At 69.7% G+C, this 22,060-nt stretch carries 23 protein-coding genes; 10 read left to right on the top strand and 13 right to left on the bottom strand.

Going from position 1 to position 22,060, the window contains the following annotated elements; genetic code table 11:
• Positions 1–105: 105 nt before the first annotated feature.
• From rlmB to NOO62_RS18485, 6 genes are all read right to left on the bottom strand, one after another.
• Positions 106–1,056: a 23S rRNA (guanosine(2251)-2'-O)-methyltransferase RlmB gene (gene rlmB / locus NOO62_RS18460; protein WP_268771987.1), complete on the bottom strand. Its 951-nt coding sequence runs from the start codon at positions 1,054–1,056 to the stop codon at positions 106–108.
• A 158-nt stretch (positions 1,057–1,214) separates the two neighbouring features.
• Positions 1,215–2,618, bottom strand: coding sequence for a cysteine--tRNA ligase (gene cysS, locus NOO62_RS18465; protein WP_268771989.1), 1,404 nt, complete (start codon positions 2,616–2,618; stop codon positions 1,215–1,217).
• Between the two features lie 100 nt (positions 2,619–2,718).
• Positions 2,719–3,123, bottom strand: a complete 405-nt coding sequence (locus NOO62_RS18470) for a PPOX class F420-dependent oxidoreductase (RefSeq protein WP_268771990.1) — start codon at positions 3,121–3,123, stop codon at positions 2,719–2,721.
• Positions 3,124–3,196: 73 nt separating this feature from the next.
• Positions 3,197–3,712: a 2-C-methyl-D-erythritol 2,4-cyclodiphosphate synthase gene (gene ispF / locus NOO62_RS18475; RefSeq protein ID WP_268771991.1), complete on the bottom strand. Its 516-nt coding sequence runs from the start codon at positions 3,710–3,712 to the stop codon at positions 3,197–3,199.
• Positions 3,702–4,433, bottom strand: coding sequence for a 2-C-methyl-D-erythritol 4-phosphate cytidylyltransferase (ispD, locus tag NOO62_RS18480; RefSeq protein WP_268771992.1), 732 nt, complete (start codon positions 4,431–4,433; stop codon positions 3,702–3,704). Before ispD ends, ispF begins: the two co-directional genes overlap by 11 nt.
• A gap of 299 nt (positions 4,434–4,732) precedes the next feature.
• Complete coding sequence (locus NOO62_RS18485; RefSeq protein WP_003953493.1) at positions 4,733–5,215, bottom strand: CarD family transcriptional regulator; 483 nt, start codon at positions 5,213–5,215, stop codon at positions 4,733–4,735.
• Positions 5,216–5,898: 683 nt separating this feature from the next.
• Between NOO62_RS18485 and NOO62_RS18490 the strand changes: the two genes are divergently transcribed.
• On the top strand, positions 5,899–6,645 hold the full coding sequence (locus NOO62_RS18490; protein ID WP_268771993.1) for a copper chaperone PCu(A)C: 747 nt from the start codon (positions 5,899–5,901) through the stop codon (positions 6,643–6,645).
• 73 nt (positions 6,646–6,718) lie between these two features.
• On the opposite strand, the gene NOO62_RS18495 is transcribed toward NOO62_RS18490, so the two are convergent.
• Positions 6,719–7,399 carry a response regulator transcription factor gene (locus tag NOO62_RS18495; protein WP_030682312.1) on the bottom strand — a complete coding sequence of 227 codons (681 nt, stop codon included), beginning with the start codon at positions 7,397–7,399 and terminating at the stop codon, positions 6,719–6,721.
• Positions 7,396–8,670, bottom strand: a complete 1,275-nt coding sequence (locus NOO62_RS18500; RefSeq protein ID WP_268771994.1) for a sensor histidine kinase — start codon at positions 8,668–8,670, stop codon at positions 7,396–7,398. Before NOO62_RS18500 ends, NOO62_RS18495 begins: the two co-directional genes overlap by 4 nt.
• 274 nt (positions 8,671–8,944) lie before the next feature.
• On the opposite strand from NOO62_RS18500, the gene phoU reads away from it, so the two are divergent.
• From phoU to NOO62_RS18515, 3 genes are all read left to right on the top strand, one after another.
• Positions 8,945–9,628: a phosphate signaling complex protein PhoU gene (phoU, locus tag NOO62_RS18505; RefSeq protein ID WP_268771995.1), complete on the top strand. Its 684-nt coding sequence runs from the start codon at positions 8,945–8,947 to the stop codon at positions 9,626–9,628.
• Between the two features lie 360 nt (positions 9,629–9,988).
• Complete coding sequence (locus tag NOO62_RS18510) at positions 9,989–11,101, top strand: hypothetical protein (RefSeq protein ID WP_268771996.1); 1,113 nt, start codon at positions 9,989–9,991, stop codon at positions 11,099–11,101.
• 189 nt (positions 11,102–11,290) lie between these two features.
• Positions 11,291–11,506: a hypothetical protein gene (locus tag NOO62_RS18515; protein WP_268771997.1), complete on the top strand. Its 216-nt coding sequence runs from the start codon at positions 11,291–11,293 to the stop codon at positions 11,504–11,506.
• A gap of 14 nt (positions 11,507–11,520) precedes the next feature.
• Here NOO62_RS18515 and NOO62_RS18520 read toward each other — a convergent pair whose 3' ends face one another.
• Both NOO62_RS18520 and NOO62_RS18525 read right to left on the bottom strand, forming a co-directional pair.
• The gene (locus NOO62_RS18520; RefSeq protein WP_268771999.1) at positions 11,521–12,057 is read right to left on the bottom strand and encodes a GNAT family N-acetyltransferase; all 537 of its coding nucleotides are present in this window, start codon (positions 12,055–12,057) and stop codon (positions 11,521–11,523) included.
• Positions 12,042–13,295: a helix-turn-helix domain-containing protein gene (locus tag NOO62_RS18525; protein ID WP_268772000.1), complete on the bottom strand. Its 1,254-nt coding sequence runs from the start codon at positions 13,293–13,295 to the stop codon at positions 12,042–12,044. The genes NOO62_RS18520 and NOO62_RS18525 overlap by 16 nt, the downstream gene beginning before the upstream one ends.
• 250 nt (positions 13,296–13,545) lie before the next feature.
• Here NOO62_RS18525 and NOO62_RS18530 point away from each other — a divergent pair, with 250 nt between their 5' ends.
• Genes NOO62_RS18530 through tgmC form a run of 4 tightly spaced genes read left to right on the top strand, consistent with a single transcriptional unit; the run spans position 13,546 to position 16,458 of the window.
• A complete protein-coding gene (locus NOO62_RS18530) occupies positions 13,546–13,956 on the top strand; it encodes an ATP-binding protein (protein WP_268772001.1) in 411 nt (136 codons plus the stop codon).
• 51 nt (positions 13,957–14,007) lie between these two features.
• On the top strand, positions 14,008–14,310 hold the full coding sequence (gene tgmA, locus NOO62_RS18535; RefSeq protein WP_268772002.1) for a putative ATP-grasp-modified RiPP: 303 nt from the start codon (positions 14,008–14,010) through the stop codon (positions 14,308–14,310).
• A 5-nt stretch (positions 14,311–14,315) separates the two neighbouring features.
• The gene (gene tgmB / locus NOO62_RS18540; protein ID WP_268772003.1) at positions 14,316–15,281 is read left to right on the top strand and encodes an ATP-grasp ribosomal peptide maturase; all 966 of its coding nucleotides are present in this window, start codon (positions 14,316–14,318) and stop codon (positions 15,279–15,281) included.
• On the top strand, positions 15,271–16,458 hold the full coding sequence (gene tgmC / locus NOO62_RS18545) for an ATP-grasp peptide maturase system methyltransferase (RefSeq protein WP_268772004.1): 1,188 nt from the start codon (positions 15,271–15,273) through the stop codon (positions 16,456–16,458). Before tgmB ends, tgmC begins: the two co-directional genes overlap by 11 nt.
• 87 nt (positions 16,459–16,545) lie before the next feature.
• Here tgmC and NOO62_RS18550 read toward each other — a convergent pair whose 3' ends face one another.
• Complete coding sequence (locus NOO62_RS18550) at positions 16,546–17,307, bottom strand: phosphoglyceromutase (RefSeq protein WP_062773105.1); 762 nt, start codon at positions 17,305–17,307, stop codon at positions 16,546–16,548.
• Between the two features lie 252 nt (positions 17,308–17,559).
• Here NOO62_RS18550 and NOO62_RS18555 point away from each other — a divergent pair, with 252 nt between their 5' ends.
• A complete protein-coding gene (locus NOO62_RS18555; protein ID WP_414930851.1) occupies positions 17,560–18,891 on the top strand; it encodes an MDR family MFS transporter in 1,332 nt (443 codons plus the stop codon).
• A 141-nt stretch (positions 18,892–19,032) separates the two neighbouring features.
• On the opposite strand, the gene NOO62_RS18560 is transcribed toward NOO62_RS18555, so the two are convergent.
• Positions 19,033–19,551 carry a YbjN domain-containing protein gene (locus NOO62_RS18560; protein WP_268772006.1) on the bottom strand — a complete coding sequence of 173 codons (519 nt, stop codon included), beginning with the start codon at positions 19,549–19,551 and terminating at the stop codon, positions 19,033–19,035.
• Positions 19,544–20,899 (bottom strand): D-inositol-3-phosphate glycosyltransferase, encoded by a 1,356-nt coding sequence (mshA, locus tag NOO62_RS18565; RefSeq protein ID WP_268772007.1) that lies wholly within the window; start codon positions 20,897–20,899, stop codon positions 19,544–19,546. The genes NOO62_RS18560 and mshA overlap by 8 nt, the downstream gene beginning before the upstream one ends.
• Before the next feature lie 192 nt (positions 20,900–21,091).
• Between mshA and NOO62_RS18570 the strand changes: the two genes are divergently transcribed.
• A complete protein-coding gene (locus NOO62_RS18570; RefSeq protein WP_268772008.1) occupies positions 21,092–21,928 on the top strand; it encodes a class I SAM-dependent methyltransferase in 837 nt (278 codons plus the stop codon).
• Positions 21,929–22,060: the final 132 nt, after the last annotated feature.

The following is a 22,060-nucleotide window of genomic DNA, read 5'->3' on the forward strand; positions in this document are numbered from 1 at the left end:
AACCGAGTGATGTGTGTTTAGGACACTGCCTTGACCATGGAGAAATGTCCGGACCGCGTCAAGAGATCACCGCGACCACCACCGCGGCCCGGACATCACAGTCGATCAGGCGCGACGCCGCGCCGCCTCGTACAGCACGACACCCGCTGCGACACCGGCGTTGAGGGACTCCGCGCCACCGGGCATCGGAATCCGCACGCGGTAGTCGCAGGTCTCGCCGACGAGACGCGAGAGGCCCTTGCCCTCGCTGCCGACGACGATGACGACCGGGCCCGCGAGGGCCTCCAGGTCACCGACCTCGTGCTCGCCGTCGGCGGCGAGGCCGACCACGGCGACGCCCGCCTTCTTGTACTGCTCCAGGGCGCGCGTCAGGTTCGTGGCGCGCGCGACCGGCGTCCGCGCGGCGGTGCCCGCGGACGTCTTCCACGCACCGGCCGTCATACCGGCGGCGCGCCGCTCGGGCACGAGCACGCCGTGGCCGCCGAACGCGCAGACGGAGCGGACGACCGCGCCGAGGTTGCGCGGGTCCGTCACGCCGTCGAGGGCGACGATCAGCGGGTCCTTGCCCTCGTCGAACGCGGCGGCGACGAGGTCCTCCGGGTGCGCGTACTCGTACGGCGGGACCTGGAGCACGAGGCCCTGGTGGTTGAGGCCGTTCGTCATGCGGTCGAGCTCGGGGCGGGGCGCCTCCATCAGGTGGATGCCGCCGCGCTCGGCCGCGAGCTGCAGCGCCTCGCGGACCCGCTCGTCGTTGTCGATGAACTGCTGGACGTAGAGCGTGGAAGCGGGCACGCCGTCGCGCAGCGCCTCGAAGACCGGGTTGCGGCCGACGACCATCTCGGACGTGCCCTTGCCGCCGCGCCCCTTGAGCGTGGCGGGACGGCGTCCGCCCGCGGCCTTCTTGGCCTTGGCGTTGGCGATGCGGTTCTTCACGTGCCCCTTGCGGGCCTCGGCGGGCGGCGTCGGGCCCTTGCCCTCCAGGCCGCGGCGCCGATTGCCGCCGCTGCCGACCTGCGCGCCCTTCTTGCCGGACATGCGGCGGTTGTTAGCGGCCATGACCTACCTGTCTGTTGTGATGCGTGGGCGCGTACGTGCGTACGCGCGCGGGTGTGCGTCTGTGTACCTCGGTGTACGTCTGCGTACCTCGGTGTACGTCTATGAAGTGTGCCGCCCGGAAGGCCGAGAGGCACATCCGGGCGCACATCGACTGTGGCCTAGCGCGGGCCGAGCGTCCAGCGGGGGCCGGTCGGGCTGTCCTCGATGACGAGGCCCGACTGGTTGAGCTGGTCGCGGATGGCGTCGGCGGTGCCCCAGTCCTTGCGTGCCCGGGCGGCCTCGCGCTGGTCGAGGACGAGTCGGACCAGGGTGTCGACCGCCCCGTGCAGGTCTTCGCCGCGGTCGGCCTCGCCACCGGCCCAGTGCGGGTCGAGCGGGTCGAGGCCGAGGACGCCGAGCATGGCCCGCACCTCGGCGAGGCGCGCGACGGCGGCTTCCTTGTCGTCGGCGGCCAGCGCGCTGTTGCCCTGCCTGACCGTGGTGTGCACGATGGCGAGCGCCTGCGGGACGCCCATGTCGTCGTCCATGGCGTCGGCGAACGCGGGCGGGACCTGGGCGGCGGGCTCGACGACGCCCCCGGCCTTCTCCACCACGCGCTGCACGAATCCCTCGATGCGGGCGAACGCGGACTCGGCCTCGCGCAGGGCCTCCTCGCTGTACTCGATCATCGAGCGGTAGTGCGGGGTGCCCAGGTAGTAGCGCAGGACGATCGGGCGCCACTGCTTGACCATCTCGCTCACGAGCACCGAGTTCCCGAGGGACTTCGACATCTTCTCGCCGCTCATGGTGACCCAGCCGTTGTGCACCCAGTACCGCGCGAAGGTGTCACCGAAGGCCTTGGCCTGCGCGATCTCGTTCTCGTGGTGCGGGAAGATCAGGTCGATCCCGCCACCGTGGATGTCGAACTCACGCCCCAGGTACTTGTGGGCCATCGCCGAGCACTCCAGGTGCCAGCCGGGCCGACCGCGCCCCCAGGGCGTCTCCCAGCTGGGCTCGCCCTCCTTGGCCCGCTTCCACATGGCGAAGTCACGCGAGTCGCGCTTCCCGGTCTCGCCCTCGCTCTCGGGCTGGAGCAGGTTGTCGAGCTCCTGGTTGGAGAGCTCCAGGTAGCCCGGGAAGGAGCGCACGTCGAAGTAGACGTTGCCGTCGGCCTCGTAGGCGTGCCCGCGCTCGATGAGCCCGCGCATCATCTCGACCATCTCGGTGATGTGGCCGGTGGCACGCGGCTCGTAGGTGGGCGGGAGGCAGCCGAGCGCGTCGTAACCGCTGTTGAACGCGCGCTCGTTCTCGTACCCGATGGACCACCAGGGGCGGCCCTGCTCGCCCGACTTCCGGATGATCTTGTCGTCGATGTCGGTCACGTTCCGGATGAACGTCACGTCGTAACCGCGGTACGCGAACCAGCGGCGCATGATGTCGAAGTTCAGGCCGGACCGGATGTGCCCGATGTGCGGAGCGGCCTGCACCGTGGCACCACAGAGGTAGATCGAGACGCAGCCGTCATTGAGCGGGCTGAAGTCACGGATCTGCCGGGCGCTGGTGTCGTACAGGCGAATCGTCACCACTCCAGAGTAGTGGGCGCGGGACAGTGCCCCACGCCCCCTGGCCCCACCGTGCACGGACTGTGACGTGAGGCCCGTCCTCAGATGCGGAGGCCCGTCCTCAGATGCTGCCGACGACCTTCCGCGCGCTCACCCTCACCACGACCCGCTGGGTGTCGTCCTTCGAGGACGGGTTGAACTCCGCGTACTTCTTGCCCGTGTACTTCATCGACAGCTCGTCGATGAGCTCCTGCCCGCCCTCCGTCGTCATCTCCGCCGTCCCCCGGATCTCCGCGTACGTGTACGGCGCGTCGGCGGGCTGCACCAGCACCGTCACCCGCGGATCCCGCCGCAGGTTCTTCTCCTTGCGCCGGTCGACCGTCGTCGAGAACAACACGTCGTCCCCGTCCCGCTTCACCCAGACCGGGGACACCTGCGGGCTGCCGTCGGGCTGGATCGTCGCGACATTGATGAAGACCGGGCTGTCGAGGAGGTCTTTCAGGGCGTCGGAGAGCTGGGCGGACATGGCTCACTCCTTCGTGCGGTGTGCGTACGGGGCATTCGCCTGTACGAGGCCTACGAATACCCCATTGCCCGCCCTACGACGACGTACGTACGACCAACGCGGTGGCGATCGCCGCCAGACCGTCGCCGCGGCCCGGGAAACCCAGGCCGTCGGTGGTGGCCCCCGAGACGGAGACCGGTGCGCCCGCCGCCTCGGAGAGCACCTTCTGGGCCTCGTCCCTGCGCTTGCCGATCTTCGGGCGGTCGCCGATGACCTGGACGGCGACGTTGCCGATGGTGAAGCCGGCGTCCCTGACGATGCGGGCGGCCTCGGTGAGCAGGGTCAGGCCGGAGGCGCCGGACCACTCGGGGCGGCCGGTGCCGAAGTGGGCGCCGAGGTCGCCGAGGCCCGCCGCGGAGAACAGCGCGTTGCACGCGGCGTGCGCGACGACGTCGGCGTCGGAGTGCCCGGCGAGACCGGGTCCCTGGTCCTCCCACTTCAGGCCCGCGCACCACAGCTCGCGGCCCTCTTCGAAGGCGTGGATGTCGGTGCCGATGCCCACCTGGGGAAGGAGGACGGCGTGGGCGGCGGCCGGGGTCTCAGAAGCCATCGTTCGCCCTCCTGCGGGCCAGGACCGCCTCCGCGAGGACCAGATCCAGGGGACGCGTCACCTTGAACGCCTCCTCGTGGCCGGGCACGCACACGACCGGCAGCCCCAGCTGCTCGACCATGCCCGCGTCGTCCGTCACCTGTCCCGTCACGCTCTCGTGGGCGCGTACGAGCGTCGCGCGGTCGAAGCCCTGCGGGGTCTGCACGGCGCGCAGCCGAGCGCGCTCGGGCGTGTCGACGACCGGCTCGGGCGCGCCCTGCTCCGCCGCGGGCTCGACCTGCTTGACCGTGTCGGCCAGCGGGAGCGCGGGGACCACGGCGGGGGCGCCGTCGCGTACGGCCTCGATGACGCCGTCGACCGTGTCGACCGGCACCAGCGGGCGGGCCGCGTCGTGCACGAGCACGATGTCGAAACCGGGCGGCAGCGCGTCGAGACCGGCCCGCACGGACTCCTGGCGGCTCTCCCCACCGGGCACGACGAGGAAGTCGGTCCGCTCGGGCAGCGAGTGGTCGTCGAGGAGTGTCTTGACCCCGGCGGCGCCGTCCGGGGGCGCCACCACGACGACGAGGGAGACCGCGCGGGACTCAGCCATGGCGCGCACGGCATGAATCAGCATCGGGGTGCCGTTCAGCGCGCGAAGCGCTTTGGGGGCGCCCGGGCCGAGGCGCACGCCCCGCCCAGCCGCGGGAATGACCACCGCGGTACGGGATTCGCTAGACATCGGTTCCGTTCAGGTTTGTGTGCTCGGCCGACGTGGGTATGGCCACACCGTGCCGGGCGGGACGGACGCCTTGACCGGACCCTTCCGTGACATTCGGTCGAGTCAGCCGCACGAGCCCGGCACGCCAGCAACGGCCCTTCGGGGTCGCCCCACCACATCGGCCCGGGTACGAAACAGCCTGGGTACGAACATGCCGCAGCGCCCGGCGACTCCATGAAGGGTCAGCGGGCACCGCGGCATTGCTGCGCCTGGTCGACGCGGGAGCGCCGAGGCATGTCCTGCACCTCGGGGCGTCCGCGTCAGGACGCGAGGACCTCGTCCAGCAGGGCCTCGGCCTTGTCCTCGTTCGTGTTCTCCGCGAGGGCGAGCTCGCTCACCAGGATCTGGCGGGCCTTGGCGAGCATGCGCTTCTCACCGGCCGACAGTCCACGCTCGCGCTCCCGACGCCACAGGTCACGGACGACTTCCGCGACCTTGATGACATCGCCGGAGGCGAGCTTCTCGAGATTTGCCTTGTAGCGGCGCGACCAGTTCGTGGGCTCTTCTGCGTACGGCGCGCGCAGTACTTCGAAGACCCGGTCGAGGCCGTCCTGCCCGACCACATCACGCACGCCGACGAACTCCGCATTGTCCGCTGGCACACGCACCGTCAGGTCGCCCTGGGCGACCTTCAGCACCAAGTAGGTCTTGTCCACGCCTTTGATCTGGCGAGTTTCGATGGCCTCGATCAGCGCGGCCCCGTGATGGGGATAGACCACGGTGTCGCCAACCTTGAACGTCATGTGACAGGTACCCCTTCCGTGGCTATCCATCCTAACACGAGAACCGCCTCTTCTGAATGGCGTTTTCGCAGGTCAGGGCATATCTCGGGGCTTGACAACAGCAACAAGAACGTGCTTCGCAGGGCCTCCGGAACGGGGTATTCGCAGGTCGGAGCGGCTCTCCGGGGAGCCGGAAACACCCCCGTCACGCACCCCCCGAGGGGCCCCGAAGAGGCTGAACGTCCCGGTTTGCGCGGTTCCAAGCGGTGAACTTCCGATACTCCGTTCGGTGGCCGGAGAGATGTGCTGAGTGACGCCCGACGCGATTCCTGAATTGATCAAGATTGACCAAGTGACGCGATGATCAATTCCCCGCACTCCTCGCCGTACCCACCTCCGTACTCCCGCGCATTCCTTACGGGAAATCCGCAAGGCGTGACACCCGGACTCTTGACCGCGCTTATGCGAGAACGGACCGAGGAGCGTCTCGTGCGACGACCGCGGCCCGCCGCGCGCGGCGCCTGGCCCTCCTCCCGCCGCGACCGTCCCGGGTGCCCGTGCGTGGTCCGGCGCCCTAAGGGGCGGGTCGGGTGCGACTGCGCGGGAACGGCTCGGTAACCTAAGCGCGCTGACACATACTTAGGACGGCTTTACGGCCGCCCGCCCCGTCCTGTACCGCCCACGTTCAAGGAGTTGCCGCCGCCGTGAGCCGCAGCCTTCGACGCGGCGCCCTCGCCGCCACCGCCCTCGCGTTCTCGCTCGCCTCGCTCACCGCGTGCGCCGCAGGCAACAACGCACAGACGATGGAGGTCAAGCCGGACAACGCCGCGATCTCCGTCGGCGACATCAAGATCCAGAACGCCATGGTCATCACGCAGCCCGACCTGGAGTCGAAGGGACCCGCCGTGGTCTCCGCGACGATCTTCAACGCCGGTGACAAGGCCCAGACCCTGAACTCCATCTCGGTCGACGGCACCGACAAGAAGGCCAAGCTCACGCGTGGCAAGGACGACAAGGACTCCAAGCCGAACGGTCCGCTGACCATTCCGGCCGGCGGCTCCATCGTCATCGGTGGCAAGGACAACGCCTCGGCGGTCCTGTCCGGCAGCCGCGAGGCGGTCAAGGACGGCAACGCGCAGCCCGTCACCTTCGCCTTCAGCAGGACCGGCAACGTGAAGATGGAAGCGTTCGTCGTGCCGGCCGACAGCTACTTCTCCAAGTGGGGCCCGAGCCAGCTCCCGCAGTCCCCGGACGGCAAGCCGTCCAAGCCGGGTAAGTCCGGCAAGCCGCAGGAGCCCGACACGGGCGCCTCCGGGTCCGCCACCAACCCGTCCGGCAAGCCTTCGGGCAAGCCGTCGGGCAACCCCTCCGGCAACGCGGACCCGTCCTCGGACGCCGCGGACCACGGTGCGGGTACGGAGAACGGCACCGGGACCGGCGCCGAGCACTGATCGACGTACGAGCACGGGGAAGGGCGGGACCTCACCGAGGTCCCGCCCTTCCCCGTGTCATGCGTACCGCGGTTTACGGCTCGAACTTGTAGCCCAGACCGCGGACCGTCACCAGGTAGCGCGGCGCCCCCGGGTCCGGCTCGATCTTGGCGCGCAGGCGCTTCACGTGAACGTCGAGGGTCTTGGTGTCCCCCACGTAGTCCGCGCCCCAGACGCGGTCGATGAGCTGCATACGGGTCAGTACGCGGCCCGCGTTGCGCAGCAGCATCTCCAAGAGGTCGAACTCCTTCAGCGGCAAGTCGACCTTGGAGCCGGAGACCGTGACCACGTGGCGGTCGACGTCCATCCGGACCGGTCCGGCCTCCAGCGCCTGCGGGGTGACCTCCTCCGGCTCGCCGCGGCGGCGCAGCACCGCGCGGATGCGGGCGACCAGCTCGCGGGAGGAGAAGGGCTTCGTTACGTAGTCATCGGCTCCTATTTCCAGGCCGACGACCTTGTCGATCTCGCTGTCCTTGGCGGTCACCATGATCACCGGGACGTTGGAGCGGCTGCGCAGCTGGCGGCAGACCTCGGTACCGGGCAGGCCCGGCAGCATCAGGTCGAGCAGGACGAGGTCGGCGCCGTTGCGCTCGAATTCGTCGAGTCCGTCCGGGCCTGTCGCCGCGATGGCGACTTCGAAGCCCTCCTTGCGGAGCATGTAGGACAGGGCGTCGCTGAAGGATTCCTCGTCCTCGACGACGAGCACTCGGGTCACGGAAGGACCTCCGGGGCAGGAATGGGTTCGTACGTGGTGGTTGCGGCGGTTCCGGCGCTGTCGCCTGATGAGGTGGCCCCGTCGTCGGGTCCGCCGCCGTGACCTGATCCGCGGTCGCGGTGCGCGGCCGCCTCGGGCAGCCGCAGGGTGAACGTGGAGCCCTGACCCTCGGAGCTCCACACGGTGACCTCCCCGCCGTGCGAGGCGGCCACGTGCTTGACGATGGCGAGACCGAGACCGGTGCCGCCGGTGGCCCGCGAGCGGGCCGGGTCGACGCGGTAGAAGCGCTCGAAGATGCGCTCCTTGTCCTTGTCGGAGATGCCGATGCCCTGGTCGGTGACCGCGACCTCGATGAGGTCCCCGCCGGGAGCGGAGACCCGGCGGGCGGCGATGCCCACGCGGGTGCGGGCGGGCGAGTAGTTCACGGCGTTCTCGACGAGATTGCCGAGGGCCGCCGCGAGCTGCCCGCGGTTGCCCCATATCTGGAGGTCGGCGGTGCCGCCCGAGGCCATGGTGATCTGCTTGTGGGAGGCCTGGTGGCGGCTGCGGTCGATCGCCTCCGCCACCAGTTCGTCGACACGGACGGGCTCGGCGTCCTCCAGGGGGTCGTCGTTCTGTACCCGGGAGAGGTCGATGAGTTCCTGGACGAGGCTGGTCAGGCGGGTCGCCTCGATCTGCATGCGGCCCGCGAAGCGCTCGACGGCCTCCGGGTCGTCCGAGGCGTCCATGACGGCTTCGGAGAGGAGCGAGAGCGCCCCCACGGGGGTCTTCAGCTCGTGGCTCACGTTCGCGACGAAGTCGCGTCGTACGGCCTCGATGCGGCGGGCCTCGGTGAGGTCCTCCACGAGGAGCAGCACGAGCCGCGAGCCCAGCGGCGCCACCCGCGCGGAGACCGCGAGGGCCTCTCCGCGGCCGGTGCCGCGCCGCGGCAGGTCCAGCTCGACCTGGCGTATCTCGCCGTCGCGGCGGGTGTCGCGGGCCATCTGCAGCATCGGCTCGACGGCGAGCTTCCCGCCGCGTACGAGTCCGAGTGCGTACGCCGCCGAGCTCGCCTTGACCACGCTGTCGGCCTCGTCGAGGACGACGGCTGAGGAGCGGAGCACGGAAAGCACCGTGTCCACGCCGGGTGGCAGTACGGGATCGGTGTGCAGGGAGGTCCGGGTGGGGCGTTTCTGGTCGCGCTCGCTCCATCGGAACGCCAGCATGGCGATGACACCGGTGCACACCCCGGCGATCGCTGCCGCTGCGGCGACCGCCGCGTTCACGTCCATGCCTCAAGGTTATGCGCCGAGTAAGAGCCGGTCACAGCCGTACGGGTGCTCGCTCGAACACTCGTCGCCCAGAGTTCACCGTGGGGACGGTGCCGGTTCACTTCCTCCGGCCGGTCCGGGGCGCGGGTGATCAAGGATGCGGTGACGCGTCGCCCACAGTTCACCTTGATGACGGTGGTCATTCATGTGGGGTGCCGGAAACGGACGCGTCCGGGCCGCACCGTGGGAGCGTAGGGGCCAGCCCCCTGAGACGTACCGAGAGAGGGACAGCCACATGCGGGACGCGTACCACGAGGAACTTGACTCGATCGGCGACAGCCTGGTCGAGATGGCCCGCCTCGTCGGGTCCGCGATCGGGCGCGCCACGACGGCCATGCTCGACGCCGACCTGAAGATGGCGGAGAGCGTGATCGCCGCCGACCAGAAGGTCGACGATCTGCAGCACGACCTGGAGGCGCGTGCGATAGCCCTGCTGGCGCGCCAGCAGCCGGTCGCCACGGATCTGCGCATCGTGGTCACCTCGCTGCGCATGAGCGCCGATCTGGAGCGCTCGGGCGACCTCGCCCAGCACGTCGCGAAGCTGGCGAGGCTCCGCTTCCCCGACTCGGCGGTGCCGCGGGACCTGCACGCCACGATCCTGGAGATGGGCCAGCTCGCGCAGCGCCTGATGGCGAAGGCGGCGGAGGTCATCATCACCAAGGACGTCGACCTGGCGCTCCAGCTGGAGCAGGACGACGACGAGATGGACCATTTGCACCGCACGCTGTTCCAGCACCTGATGGACGACCGTTGGAAGCACGGCATCGAGACGGCCGTGGACGTGACGCTCCTCGGCCGCTACTACGAGCGCTTCGCGGACCACGCGGTGTCGGTCGCGAAGCGGGTCGTGTACCTGGTCACGGGCGAGCACGCGGACGAGATACAGCCGGTGGGGCAGGCGCCGGTGGAGGGGGCGTAGGTCCTTTGTCGGCCGTGTGTGCCCCGCGCGATGTCAGGTTGTCGCGCGGGGCACGACGCTGTCCGGCCGCGGTGTCAGCGGGTCAACCGCAGCCGCCGCCGCACTGGCAGGAACCGCCCGACTGGCAGCCGCAGCTGCACCCCGGGCCGCATCCGCAGGACGCCAGCGGGACTTCGGGAACGTGTATGCGCGTGGGGGACTCTGCCATGGTCTCCTCCTCGTAGGCGTACGACGTACTGCCTGTTTCCCATTCCATGCCCACGGGGACGGGGCGCATCAACGGCGCACGCGTGCGCGGGCATGCCGGGATCTTTGCTGGAACCCGCGTGCGACACGGCGGGCACGCGCGAACATCCCCTCATGCCCAAGAAGAAACAACGAAGCAGGAAGAGCCAGAAGGCGAGTACCGGCAGACGCCCGTCCCGCCCGTCCCGCCCGTCCCGCCCGTCCCGCCCGTCCCGCCCGGCCGGGCCGGCCGGCCCGGCCGGCGAGAAGGCGATCCTGCTGTGCCACGACATGGCGGTGTACGAGAACTTCGAACGCTGCGCCCGGCGCATCTTCGAGGTCCTCCGGAACGCGGAAGACCGGATGCCCGGCAAGCCCCGTCACCTCTTCCTCAAGGTGCAGGGCCACCGCAACGACGCCGGCGGCTACGACCGCGACGCCATCGAGATCATCCGGGAGTTCGGCATGGGGTACCTGCTCCCGTACCTGACGGAGCTGACGACGCCGTTCCACAGGCTCGGGAACCCCGACGGGCAGCGCGACGACGTGCCGGACGAACTGCGGATCGCGTACCCCGAGGACGCTGGGTCGGATGCGGGCTTCTGGTACGACGTGAATCTCCTCCCGCTGCGCCCGCGCGGGACGACGGAGAACGCGAGGAAGACGCCGCCGAAGCTCGCGGCGATAGCCGACTACCTGGGGATGGACCCGGCGTGCCTGATCTGCTGGGGCACCCCGGTCGACCGGGCGCACGCCGTGCCGACGTCGCTCGGCGGCTCGATGGACGTCCGTAACTTCGCCCTGCTCTGCCCGGACCACCACCGCCAGGCACCCGACATCGCCGACGCGGAGGCGTTCTGGGCGTGGGTGGACTACGCGGAGATCAGGGACTCGGGCAGCAAGTGGAACGGGGCGGCGCCGGAGGTCCAGGAGTGGGTGCGCGCGCACGGCGGCAGGACGGAGCCGAAGGACCGCGGGGACATGGAGTTCCTGGCCGCCGTACGGTTCGAGCTCCAGCACCTGTACGGCTGGGCCGACGCGGACTTCGAGAACATGTCCTGGGACCTTCTCCAGGAGTACCACCAGGTCCTGGAGGCGGCGACGGGCAAACACTTCGGCGTGGAGAAGAAGGTCGCCACGCACGCGTGGGCGTACCACATCGCGAGGCGCCGCCTGGCGAAGCGCAGGGGCGAGACGGGCCCCATGCCGTCCGACCACCCGTGGACGGGAATCTGGCCGGTCCCCTGATCACCGGTCCGGCCAACGCACCGATCCAGCTTCGCCCCAGTCCGACCTGCGAATCGCTTGAGCCGCGCATCGATTCGGCCCCCAGGGAGCACATTGTTGCCAACCACAGGTAATCGGGCGGCCACGGCGCGGAGTTCTGGGTTAAACAGGAAGGCCGGGACGTCACTTCACGTGCAGGGGGCCTGGCCGATGGTGCTGACGATCAACGTAGCGGTGCTCCTGGCCGTCATCCTCTTCTTCCTGCTGCGCCGCAAGGTGCAGGCCAGGAGCCGGAGCGACCAGATGGTCACGATGGCGCTCGCGGTGGCGTTCGGAGTGGTGGTGGCCCCCACGGACTTCGGCCAGAGCATCCTGAACGCGGTGGGCCAACTCGCGGAGGGCATCACGGATTCGGGGTCGCCGTGAGGCGCCCCGCTCCCCTACGGGCTCTCGCCGAGGTCCTTGACCATGACCGCGTACACCGGTGAATCGGCGAACGGCTGCTGCTCGCCGACTCTGGCGTAACCCCATATCTCGTAGAGCGCCTGCACCTTGGGGTGCGTGACGTCGACCAGCAGCACGGCGATGTCTTCGGTGCGTTCCTCAACCAGCGCCTCGTGCAGTCGATCGGCGATCCCCCGCTTGCGCCAAGCCGGGCGCACCATCACCTCGGACACGGCGTAGGTGGAGGAGCAGTTGTCGCTCGGCTTGTAGGGGGTTGAGCGCCACCACTCCCGGCCCGGTACGAGCGGAGCGCCGTAGGCGAAGCCGGCCGGTTCATCTCCCTCGTACGCCACCACACAGGAGAAGCCGTCCATGGCGGTCCAGTGGTCGACGAACCAGGCGAAGCGCTGGTGGAAAGGGTCATCCATCTGGTCGGCGTAGGCGTCGGTGTGGACGTCGATGAGCATCTGCCGGAAGCCTTCGGGGAGGCTTCCGCGCTGGAAGTGCTTCAGGTCGGTCACGCCCGGCTCCATTCGGTCCGCATGCGGTCTGCCCAGTCTCGTGCGTAGGAAGTGGAAGGGGCCATGACGAACAGGCTTCGGTGGAAGTCGCCCATGAGAGTACGCATACGGCCGGGCATCGGGTCCCCACTCATGATCGTGAAAACGTCGTTGGCCGAGGCTGTGGCCTGTTCGGCCTCGCCCTGGTGGAGTTGCGCCAGGGCAAGCTGGGCGGTCGCGAGGGCCCGGTTGCGCCGGAACGCGGCCGGGATCCTGGCCAGGGCGTGGTGCGCCATCGCTTCGGCTTGAGGGTGGCGTCCGGTGTTGTACTGCACGACTGCGGCGAGGTGGTCGAGTTCGGCCCGTCCGTAGAAAGCCGTCCAACGTGGTCGCTCGTGTTCCGCCGCCTTCGTGAAGGTGTCCTGGGCCGATCCCAGTGAGCGCAGGCCCGCACGGCCGTCACCCAGCGCTGCGTAGGCCAGAGCGACACGGACCCGGCCCAGCGAACCGAAGAACGGATCGCGACGCGCTGCGGAGGAGGCTTGTGCGGCCTGAGCTGCCGCGAGTGCGTCGGGCCAGTTTTGCCGCTGGTAGGCGAGCATCGAAAGGTTGACCCACACCCGCATCGCTGTAAGGGCGTCTTGCGAAAGTCCGGCGTACGTCGCCGCTTCGTTCAGGTAGCCCTGGGCCCGGTCGAGGTTGCGGGCGTCGATGCAGGACCACGCGGCGATGGTGGTGTACTCGGCAGCCAGTGCGTACAACGACCGGCGGACGCGTTCGCCGGCGTTGCGCTGCTGGAGTTCCAGGACCCTGTTGCGTCCCCGGGCGGCGGCCGTTTCCAGTTCCACGTGTCCGCCCTGGCGGTCGTCAGCGTCGACGAGGGCGCCCATACCGGCGGCGACTCGGGCCACGTCAGGCATACCGACTGTCCGGCGCTGGGCCACCATGGGTATGGCGGCAGCCGCGCTCCCGGTTGTCGAGGCGAGGAAAGAGCGACGCCGCACGCGGGCCTCCTGCGAATGCTGCATGGTGCGTGGTGCGCTGAACCCCAAATCCTCGACGGGGCAACCGAACACGCGCTCCAGGGCTGCACACGTGCGTCCGATCGGGCGTCTGGTGACGCCATTCAGCAGATTGCGGATCGAGCGGTCGGATACGTCACCGGGCCTGCCGGTGATCTCTGCCAGCGCAGAGTTCATCCGACCGGCCAATTCTTCCTGGGTGAGCCCGAGTTCCTCCATCCGGCGTTTGAGGACGGCGTTCACTGCCATCGCCCGACCGTAACCCTGCGGTCACTCGACGAACCAGCTCCGGGGTCACGGGAGCGCAAAGTCTTCCGGCTTGTGGCGGAGCGCCCAGGCGCGACCTTTCCTGTTCGTCGTCGGCCAGGAGCCGTTCACTCGGTACAAGCCATCGAGCAGGCGGGCCGGGCCCCCTTCCTGCCTCTCGACGGCGTGGAGGAGAGCCCGCCCCGACGTATCCGTCGAAGCGTGGGCCCTCCAGCCTCGGAGGGACGACCCCGTGACGACAACCGACGCCGACCCAAGCACGACCGATGCTCCGGGCTTCAGCGAGACGGTGCCGTGCGAGCCGGAATCCGCACGCCGTGCACGCCTGCTTGTCTGCGCAGCTCTGGACACGTGGGACATAGGCGAGTTGGCCGAGTCAGGCGCGCTGATTGTTTCCGAGCTGATCAGTAATGCCGTCAGCCACACGCGATGTCGCGTGATTCGTGTGGTGGTTCAGCGCGAGACGGCCGAAGTCATCCGGATCGGCGTGGCCGACAAGGGCCGGGGCACTCCCGAACCGGGTTGGCCGGACGACCGTTCCGAGGGTGGCCGTGGCCTACTCCTCGTGCAGTCGCTGAGCTGGCGGTGGGGCTACGACCTGCACCACAGGGGGAAGCTCGTCTGGGCCGAGCTGCGGCTGTAGACCGCATGCCGATAGTGCGCCGGACCAAGACATCCGACAGGAGGGAAGACCGTGTTCAACCACATGGATCGCTTTCCCACAGGCAGTCCGCTGCCCCAGGGACAACTGACCGCAACCCCATGGGGCCTACGTCGCATCGCCCCCTACCCGCCCACAGAGGAGGCCGCCTACGCGACAGTGAAACTGGACCCGGAGACACAGACCGCCCGGTACTTCGATACCTCCGGGGCACCCACCATGGCCCCGGGCCACGGCACGTCCTCCGGCACGAACCCCGCGACCGGCACCACGGGCCAGGGCGACCGCAACAGCGACTCCCCGGACAGCGACACAGGGAACGACACCGACCAGTGACTCCGGTGACGCATGACGATCGCCCGGTCCTGGTCATCACCAATCTCGACGACCCGACCGCGGACTTCGTGATCGCCGAACTGCACGGCCGGGGTGTACCGGTCGTGCGGTTCGACTCCGGCGACTTCCCCGCCACCCTGTCGTGTTCGGTCGCGATCGGCGGCACCGACAGGTGGTGGCAGGGAAGCCTGGAGACCCCGAGCCGCCGTGCCGACGTGAGCGCCGTACGTTCTGTGTACTACCGGCGCCCCGCTGGATTCGCCTTCCCCCACCTCGACAAGCAGGACGAGCGGTTCGCTGTGGCACAGGCGCGTTACGGGCTCGGCGGCATCCTGACCTCTCTGCCTCACTGCCTGTACGTCAACCATCCGAACCGCATCGGCGATGCCGAGTACAAGCCGGCCGGGCTCGCGGCAGCGGCGGCGTGCGGCTTCATGGTTCCGCCCACGATGATCACGAACGTTCCCGACGACGCACGATTCTTCATCGAGGAGTGCGGCGCGGTCATCTTCAAGCCGATCGCGGTCCCGCTCTACGTGGTCGACGGCCGGGCTCAGACCGTCTCCGTGACGGAGGTGACCGCCGACCAGATCGACCATTCGGTGTCCGGCACCATGCACCTTTTCCAGAAACGGGTGGACAAGATCGCCGACATCCGGGCGACGGTGATCGGCGGGCAGACCTTCGCGGTACGCATCGACTCCGGCCTCCTCGACTGGCGTACGGATTACGGCACGCACACGTACACGCCGCTTGCCACGCCACCCGCGGTCGAACAGTCAATGCGCGCCTATCTGCAGCACTTCGGACTCGTCTTCGGTGCGTTCGACTTCGCCCTGACCGAACGCGGGGAGTGGATCTTCATCGAGTGCAACCCTTCCGGACAGTGGGCATGGATGGAACCACCGACCGGCCTGCCCATGACTGCCGCACTCGCGGACCTCTTGGAAGGAGGACTCCGTGGCCGATGAGATCGACGTCGAGACGGTCGCGGCCGATCTCCGACGCAGGCTCGCCCGACAACTGGCGACGGACGGACGGCTGCACTCACCGCAGTGGCGGGCCGCGGTGGAAGCCGTGCCCCGCCATGCATTTCTCCCCCACTTCTACCGGGAGAGTGATGCCCCCGGCGTCACCACCTGGGAACCGGTCATGCCGGAGACAACCGGCAAGGCGAAGTGGCTCGGGCTCGTCTACAGCGACGAGACATGGGTGACCCAGTTCAACGGCCATGACATCGACTGGGCCGACCCGCAACCGATCAGCAACGCGACCCCGACGTCTTCATCGACCATGCCGAGCCTCGTAGTGCGGATGCTCGAAGACTTGGGCGTGCAGGACGGCATGAAGGTGCTGGAGATCGGCACCGGAACCGGCTATTCGACAGCGCTGCTGTGCCACCGGCTCGGCAGCGGAAGCGTGACCTCGATCGAGACGGATGACGGCGTGGCCCGACGAGCCCGGCAAGCGCTCACCGGCTCCGGTCACTTCCCCGATGTGCTGGTGGGGGACGGCCGCGTAGGCCACGCCGACGGAGCCCCGTACGACCGGCTGATCGCCACGTGCGGGTTCCGTGGCATCCCGCCCTTCTGGCTGGAACAGGTCCGGCCGGGCGGTGTCATCGTCACCACCCTCCGTGGCTGGATGCGCTCTCTCGGCCTGGTCAAACTCATCGTCACCGATGAGAGCGCGAGCGGCTGGTTCAGCGACGGCGACCCCAGCTTCATGATCGCCCGCCAACAGGACGCACCGACGAGCCTTGGCATGCTGCCCGGCCTCGACGACGGGACGGCACGTAAAGCGGCATACGGGCCAGAGATCCTGTCCCGCTCCGGGCCGGCCTTCATGGCACAGCTCGCGGCACCGGACGCCCGGTTCTTCTCGACAGCGATCGACGGCGGCCCAGTCAGTACGTTCGTGCTGGACAGCATCACCCAGTCGTTCGCCGTCCTCGCCCCCACGGAGAGCGGTTGGCAGGTCCGCCAGGGCGGTACTCGCCGTCTGTGGGACGCGATCGAGTCGGCGGCGGCTACCTGGGAGGAGCACGGCTCACCGAGCACGGGGGCGTTCGGCGTAACGGTCTCCCGCGATCAGCAGACCGTCTGGCTCGGAAACCCAAACGGCCCGCAGTGGGCGCTGTCCTCCTGAGAACGACCGTCCTACCGCGGTCCAATACAGCAACAGGCCCCCCTACCCGCGGAGAACCCGCAGGTAGGGGGGCCTGCAGCGTCGGGGCTACTTCTTCTTGCCCTGGTTCTTGACCGCCTCGATCGCCGCCTTCGCGGCCTCCGGGTCGAGGTAGGTGCCGCCCGGGTTCAGGGGCTTGAAGTCGGCGTCCAGCTCGTACGAGAGCGGGATGCCCGTGGGGATGTTCAGGCCCGCGATGTCGGCGTCGGAGATGCCGTCCAGGTGCTTGACCAGGGCGCGGAGGCTGTTGCCGTGGGCGGCGACCAGGACCGTCCTGCCCGTCAGGAGGTCGGGGACGATGCCGTCGAACCAGTACGGGAGCATGCGGACGACGACGTCCTTCAGGCACTCCGTCTGGGGGCGCAGCTCCGGGGGGAGCGTGGCGTAGCGCGGGTCCGAGAACTGGGAGTACTCCGCGTCGCGGTCGAGCGCCGGCGGCGGGGTGTCGTACGAGCGGCGCCACAGCATGAACTGCTCCTCGCCGAACTCGGCGAGCGTCTGGGCCTTGTCCTTGCCCTGGAGGGCGCCGTAGTGGCGCTCGTTCAGGCGCCAGCTGCGGTGGACCGGGATCCAGTGGCGGTCAGCCGATTCGAGGGCGAGCTGGGCGGTGCGGATAGCTCGCTTCTGGAGCGACGTGTGGACCACGTCGGGGAGCAGGCCGGCGTCCTTGAGCAGCTCACCGCCGCGGACCGCCTCCTTCTCGCCCTTCTCGTTGAGGTTGACGTCCACCCAGCCGGTGAACAGGTTCTTCGCGTTCCATTCGCTCTCGCCGTGGCGGAGGAGGATCAGCTTGTACGGTGCGTCGGCCATGCCTCTGAGCGTAATCGAACCCCAGGGCGCCCCGCGCGCGCGGACGAGGGGTGGGATGGAGGGGCCGGGCGGGGAGGTGGGGGTGGCCGTGCCGTGCTGGTCGGGACGGGACGGGACAGTTGACGGGGGTTGTCAATTGAGTGGCGGGGTCGGGTGAGCGGCTCGTAATTTGTGCGTGCCGCCAGAGCCACTTACGCCTCTGCCGCTTGCACCTCCGGGGGGACTTCCATGCCGTACGCCACCAAAGGACGAATGAGACGCGCCGTCAGCGAGAGCGTCTCCGGGCTGCCCCGCGCCTTCTGGTGGCTGTGGATCAGCACCCTGGTCAACCGGCTCGGCGCCTTCGTCGCCACCTTCATGGCGCTGTATCTGACCCTTGAGCGCGGCTACTCCGCCTCGTACGCCGGGCTCGTCGCCGCCCTGCACGGGCTCGGCGGCGTCGTGTCCTCGCTCGGTGCGGGCGTGATGACCGACCGGCTCGGGCGGCGGCCCACGCTGCTGATCGCGCAGGCCTCCACGGCCGTGTCGGTGGCCGTTCTCGGGTTCATGGAGCACCCCGTCGCCATCGCGGGCGTCGCCTTCCTCGTCGGCATGGCGAGCAACGCGTCCCGGCCCGCCGTGCAGGCGATGATGGCGGACATCGTGCGCCCGGAGGACCGGGTGCGCGCCTTCTCCTTGAACTATTGGGCCATCAATCTCGGGTTCGCGATCTCGTCCGCGGGTGCCGGGTTCATCGCCTCTTACAGCTATCGGGCCGGGTTCCTGATCGAGGCCGCCATGACGATGGTCTGCGCCATCGTCGTCTTCGCCAAGCTTCCGGAGTCGCGGCCCGTGCGGACGGAGGTGGAGAAGGCCGCCGAGCCGGTGGTGGGGCTCGGGACCGTGCTGCGGGACGGGCGGTTCATGGGTGTGGTCGGGCTGAGCTTTGTCGTCGCGCTGATCTTCCAGCAGGGGTCCGTGGGGCTGCCCGTCGCGATGGGCGAGGCGGGGTTCACGCCCGCCGACTACGGGCTCGCCATCGCCGTGAACGGCGTGCTCATCGTCGTCATGCAGATCCCCGTCACCCGCTACATCGAGCACCGCGATCCGCGCCGGCTGCTCGTGATCTCCTCGGTCGTCGCCGGGTACGGCTTCGGGCTCACCGCGTTCGCCGGGTCGCTCGGCGTCTTCGCCCTGACGGTGTGCGTGTGGACGCTCGCCGAGATCGTCAACGCGCCGACCCAGACGGGTCTTGTCGTCCGCCTGTCCCCTGTTCATGGACGCGGGCGGTACCAGGGCATGTACACGATGTCCTGGTCCGTGGCCGCGCTGGTCGCTCCCCTGATGTCCGGCTTCATGATCGACCGGTTCGGTGCGGAGTGGCTGTGGGGCACGTGTGCGGTGCTCGGGACGGGGGCCGCGCTGGGGTACTGGGGGCTGATGCGGGGGCTGCCCGAGGAGGGGGCGGGGGCGGAGACCCCCGGGGAGGTCGCTCCGGGTGGGGTGGCCCCGGGCGTCGCGGATGCTCCCGGTGCCGTCGAGGTCACTGTCGCGGCAGAAGCCGTCGCGCCTCGTGCAGATTCCGTGGCCGCACCGCGCACGTAGTGCCCCGCGCGCCCCGAGGTTGTCACCGGTCCCGGCCTGCGCGCGCTCGCCGGGATCGTCGGCCCGGACGCGTAGAGAATCGGACGCATAGAGAACCGGACGCGTAGAGAATCGGACGCGCAGGGGAAGCGTCGGGGCAGGTCAGCTCGGCTGAGTCAGATGCTTGAACGCTTCGAGGTTCCGCGTGGACTCGCCGCGGGAGACCCGCCACTCGTACTCCTTGCGGATCGCCGACGCGAAGCCCAGCTCCAGGAGCGTGTTGAAGGAGTCGTCCGAGGCGGAGAGGACCGAGCCGAGGAGGCGGTCCAGTTCGGCGGGGGTGACCGCGGAGAGCGGCAGCTTGCCCGCGAGGTAGATGTCGCCGAGCGAGTCGATCGCGTAACTGACGCCGTAGAGGCGGAGGTTCCGCTCCAGGAGCCAGCGGTGTACCGCCTCATGGTTCTCGTCGGGATGACGGATCACGAAGGCGTTCAGGGAGAGCGCGTGGTTGCCGACCCGCAGCGAGAGCGTCGTGGAGAGCTTCCGGGTGCCGGGCAGCTTCACGACGTACGAACCGGGCTCGGGGGACTCCCATTCGAGCTCGGCGTCGTTCAGCGTTCCTTCGATGACCGACGCGGTGTCCGTAGTCGTGGCCCTCGCCTGTTCAGCCCGCTCAACCATGGTGCGAGCGTACGTGACGGCGCGACGTGCGGAAGTCGTGCATCGCCGCGGTGTAGACGTCCGCCGTCGCGGACGCCGCCGTGTCCCAGCCGAAGGACTGCGCGTGCGCGGTGGCAGCCGCGCCCATACGGTCCACAAGTTGGGGACGGTCGGCGAAATCGCGGAGCACGCGCGCGTAGAGGGCCGGTTCGTGGCCGGGGACGAGGAATCCGCTGACCTCGTCGCGTACGGCGACGGGCAGCCCGCCCACCGCGGCCGCGAGGACCGGTGTGCCCGCGGCCTGCGCCTCGATGGCGACGAGACCGAAGGACTCGCTGTAGGAGGGCATCACCAGGACCGAGGCCGCCCTGAACCAGTCCGCCAACTGCTCCTGCCCGACGGGCGGCTGGAAGCGGACGACGTCCGCGATCCCCAGCTTCGCCGCCAGCTTCTGCAGCCCCTCGGGCTTCGCGAGGCCGCTGCCGCTCGGGCCGCCGACTATGGGGACGACGATGTTCGAGCGCAGCGCCGGACGCTCGTCCAGCAGGACGGCGACGGCGCGCAGCAGCAGGTCGGGGGCCTTGAGGGGCTGGATGCGGCCCGCGAAGAGCGGTACGAGGGCGTTCTGCGGCAGGCCCAGGCGGTGCCGGGCGGCGGCGCGTCCGTCGGCGGGGCGGAACCGTTCGAGGTTGACGCCGGGGTGGACGACGGCGACCTTGCCGGGCTCGGCCTCGTAGTGGCGTACGAGCTCGTCGGCCTCTTCGGAGGTGTTGGCGATGAGGCGGTCGGCGGCCCGGACGACCTGCGTCTCGCCGATGACGCGGGCGGCGGGCTCGGGGGTGTCACCGGCGGCCAGTGCCGCGTTCTTGACCTTCGCCATGGTGTGCATGGCGTGGACGAGGGGGACGCCCCAGCGTTCGGCGGCGAGCCAGCCGACGTGGCCGGAGAGCCAGTAGTGGGAGTGGACCAGGTCGTAGTAGCCGGGCCGGTGGCCCGCCCAGGCCTGCATGACGCCGTGCGTGAAGGCGCAGAGCTGGGCAGGCAGCTCTTCCTTGGCGAGTCCTTCGTAGGGGCCCGCGTCGACGTGGCGCACGAGGACGCCGGGCGCGAGTTCCACGGTGGGCTGGAGCCCTCCGGTGGTGGCGCGCGTGAAGATCTCGATCTCGATGTTGATCGCGGCGAGGCGTTTGGCGAGCTCCACGATGTAGACGTTCATGCCGCCCGCGTCGCCCGTACCGGGCTGGTGCAGGGGTGAGGTGTGCACGCTCAGCATCGCCACGCGGCGCGGCCGCCGCTGGGAGCCGGGCATACGGAGTCTTGGGGGTGCCGCCTGGGAGCGACGCCCGAGCCTGGACACGTACTGGCTCACGTGACGGTCCTCCTTGCGTACGTGCATGGCTACGGGCACAGGTCTTGCATGGCTACGGGCACAGCTTTGGGGAGGGCGTACGTTCCTCCAGAGGGAGAACACCGGAGCCCGCTGCTCCATTTCCGACCTGTCCGTTTTTACCAAAGCATTACGTAGCGTTCCTCGCCCGCCATCGCCGCATACCCTTCTCCCATGGCCCCACGCACCTCCTCCCGCCCCGTGGGAACGGTGACGCGCGGGACCACGAACCCGAACCGGCTGCGCCGCATGGACCGCTGGATCGCGGCCGTCCACGGCGCCGCGCTGCGCCGCTCCGCGGACCCCGTCGCCGTCGACCTCGGATACGGCGCCTCTCCCTGGACGGCCGTCGAGCTGCTGCTGCGGCTGCGTACCGTCGCTCCACGCGCGCGTGTCGTCGGCATCGAGATCGACCCGGCGCGGGTCGCGGCCGCCGCGCCCTACGCGCGCGAGGGGCTCACCTTCCGGCACGGCGGGTTCGAGGTCCCGCTGCCGGGGCCGGGCGGTGCCGGCGGGGGTCCGCAGGCTTACGGCACGGGGCCGGACCTGATCCGGGCCGCCAACGTCCTTCGACAGTACGACGAGGAGCAGGTCGCCGCCGTCTGGGAGCGGCTGTGCGCCCGCCTCTCCCCCGGCGGGCTGCTGGTCGAGGGCACCTGCGACGAGATCGGGCGTCGGCACGTGTGGGTCGCGCTCGGGCCCGAGGGTCCACGCACGGTGACCTTCGCGACGCGGCTCGGTTCCCTGGAGCAGCCGTCCGACCTCGCCGAGCGGCTGCCGAAGGCGCTGATCCACCGGAACGTGCCGGGCGAGCCGGTCCACGCGTTCCTGCGCGACTTCGACCGGGCCTGGGCGGCGGCGGCGCCCTACGCGTCGTACGGGGCGCGGCAGCGGTGGATCCGGGCGGTGCGGGAGCTGACCGCCGACTGGCCCGTTCTTGACGGCACGTCACGGTGGCGGCAGGGCGAAGTGACGGTGCGGTGGGAGGCGTTGGCGCCCCGGCCGGGGTGACCTCGGGCCTTTTCGAGCCTGGCCGTCGGGGTGAACCCCCCAGGCCGCTCCGGGGCTACCCGGACGCGACCCGGAGATGTTCCGGTGAACGCGGCGGGCGGGAACGAACGCCGCGTGCGGTACGTCACATGG

Origin of the sequence: Streptomyces sp. Je 1-369, from assembly GCF_026810505.1 — a bacterium.
Classification (GTDB): domain Bacteria; phylum Actinomycetota; class Actinomycetes; order Streptomycetales; family Streptomycetaceae; genus Streptomyces.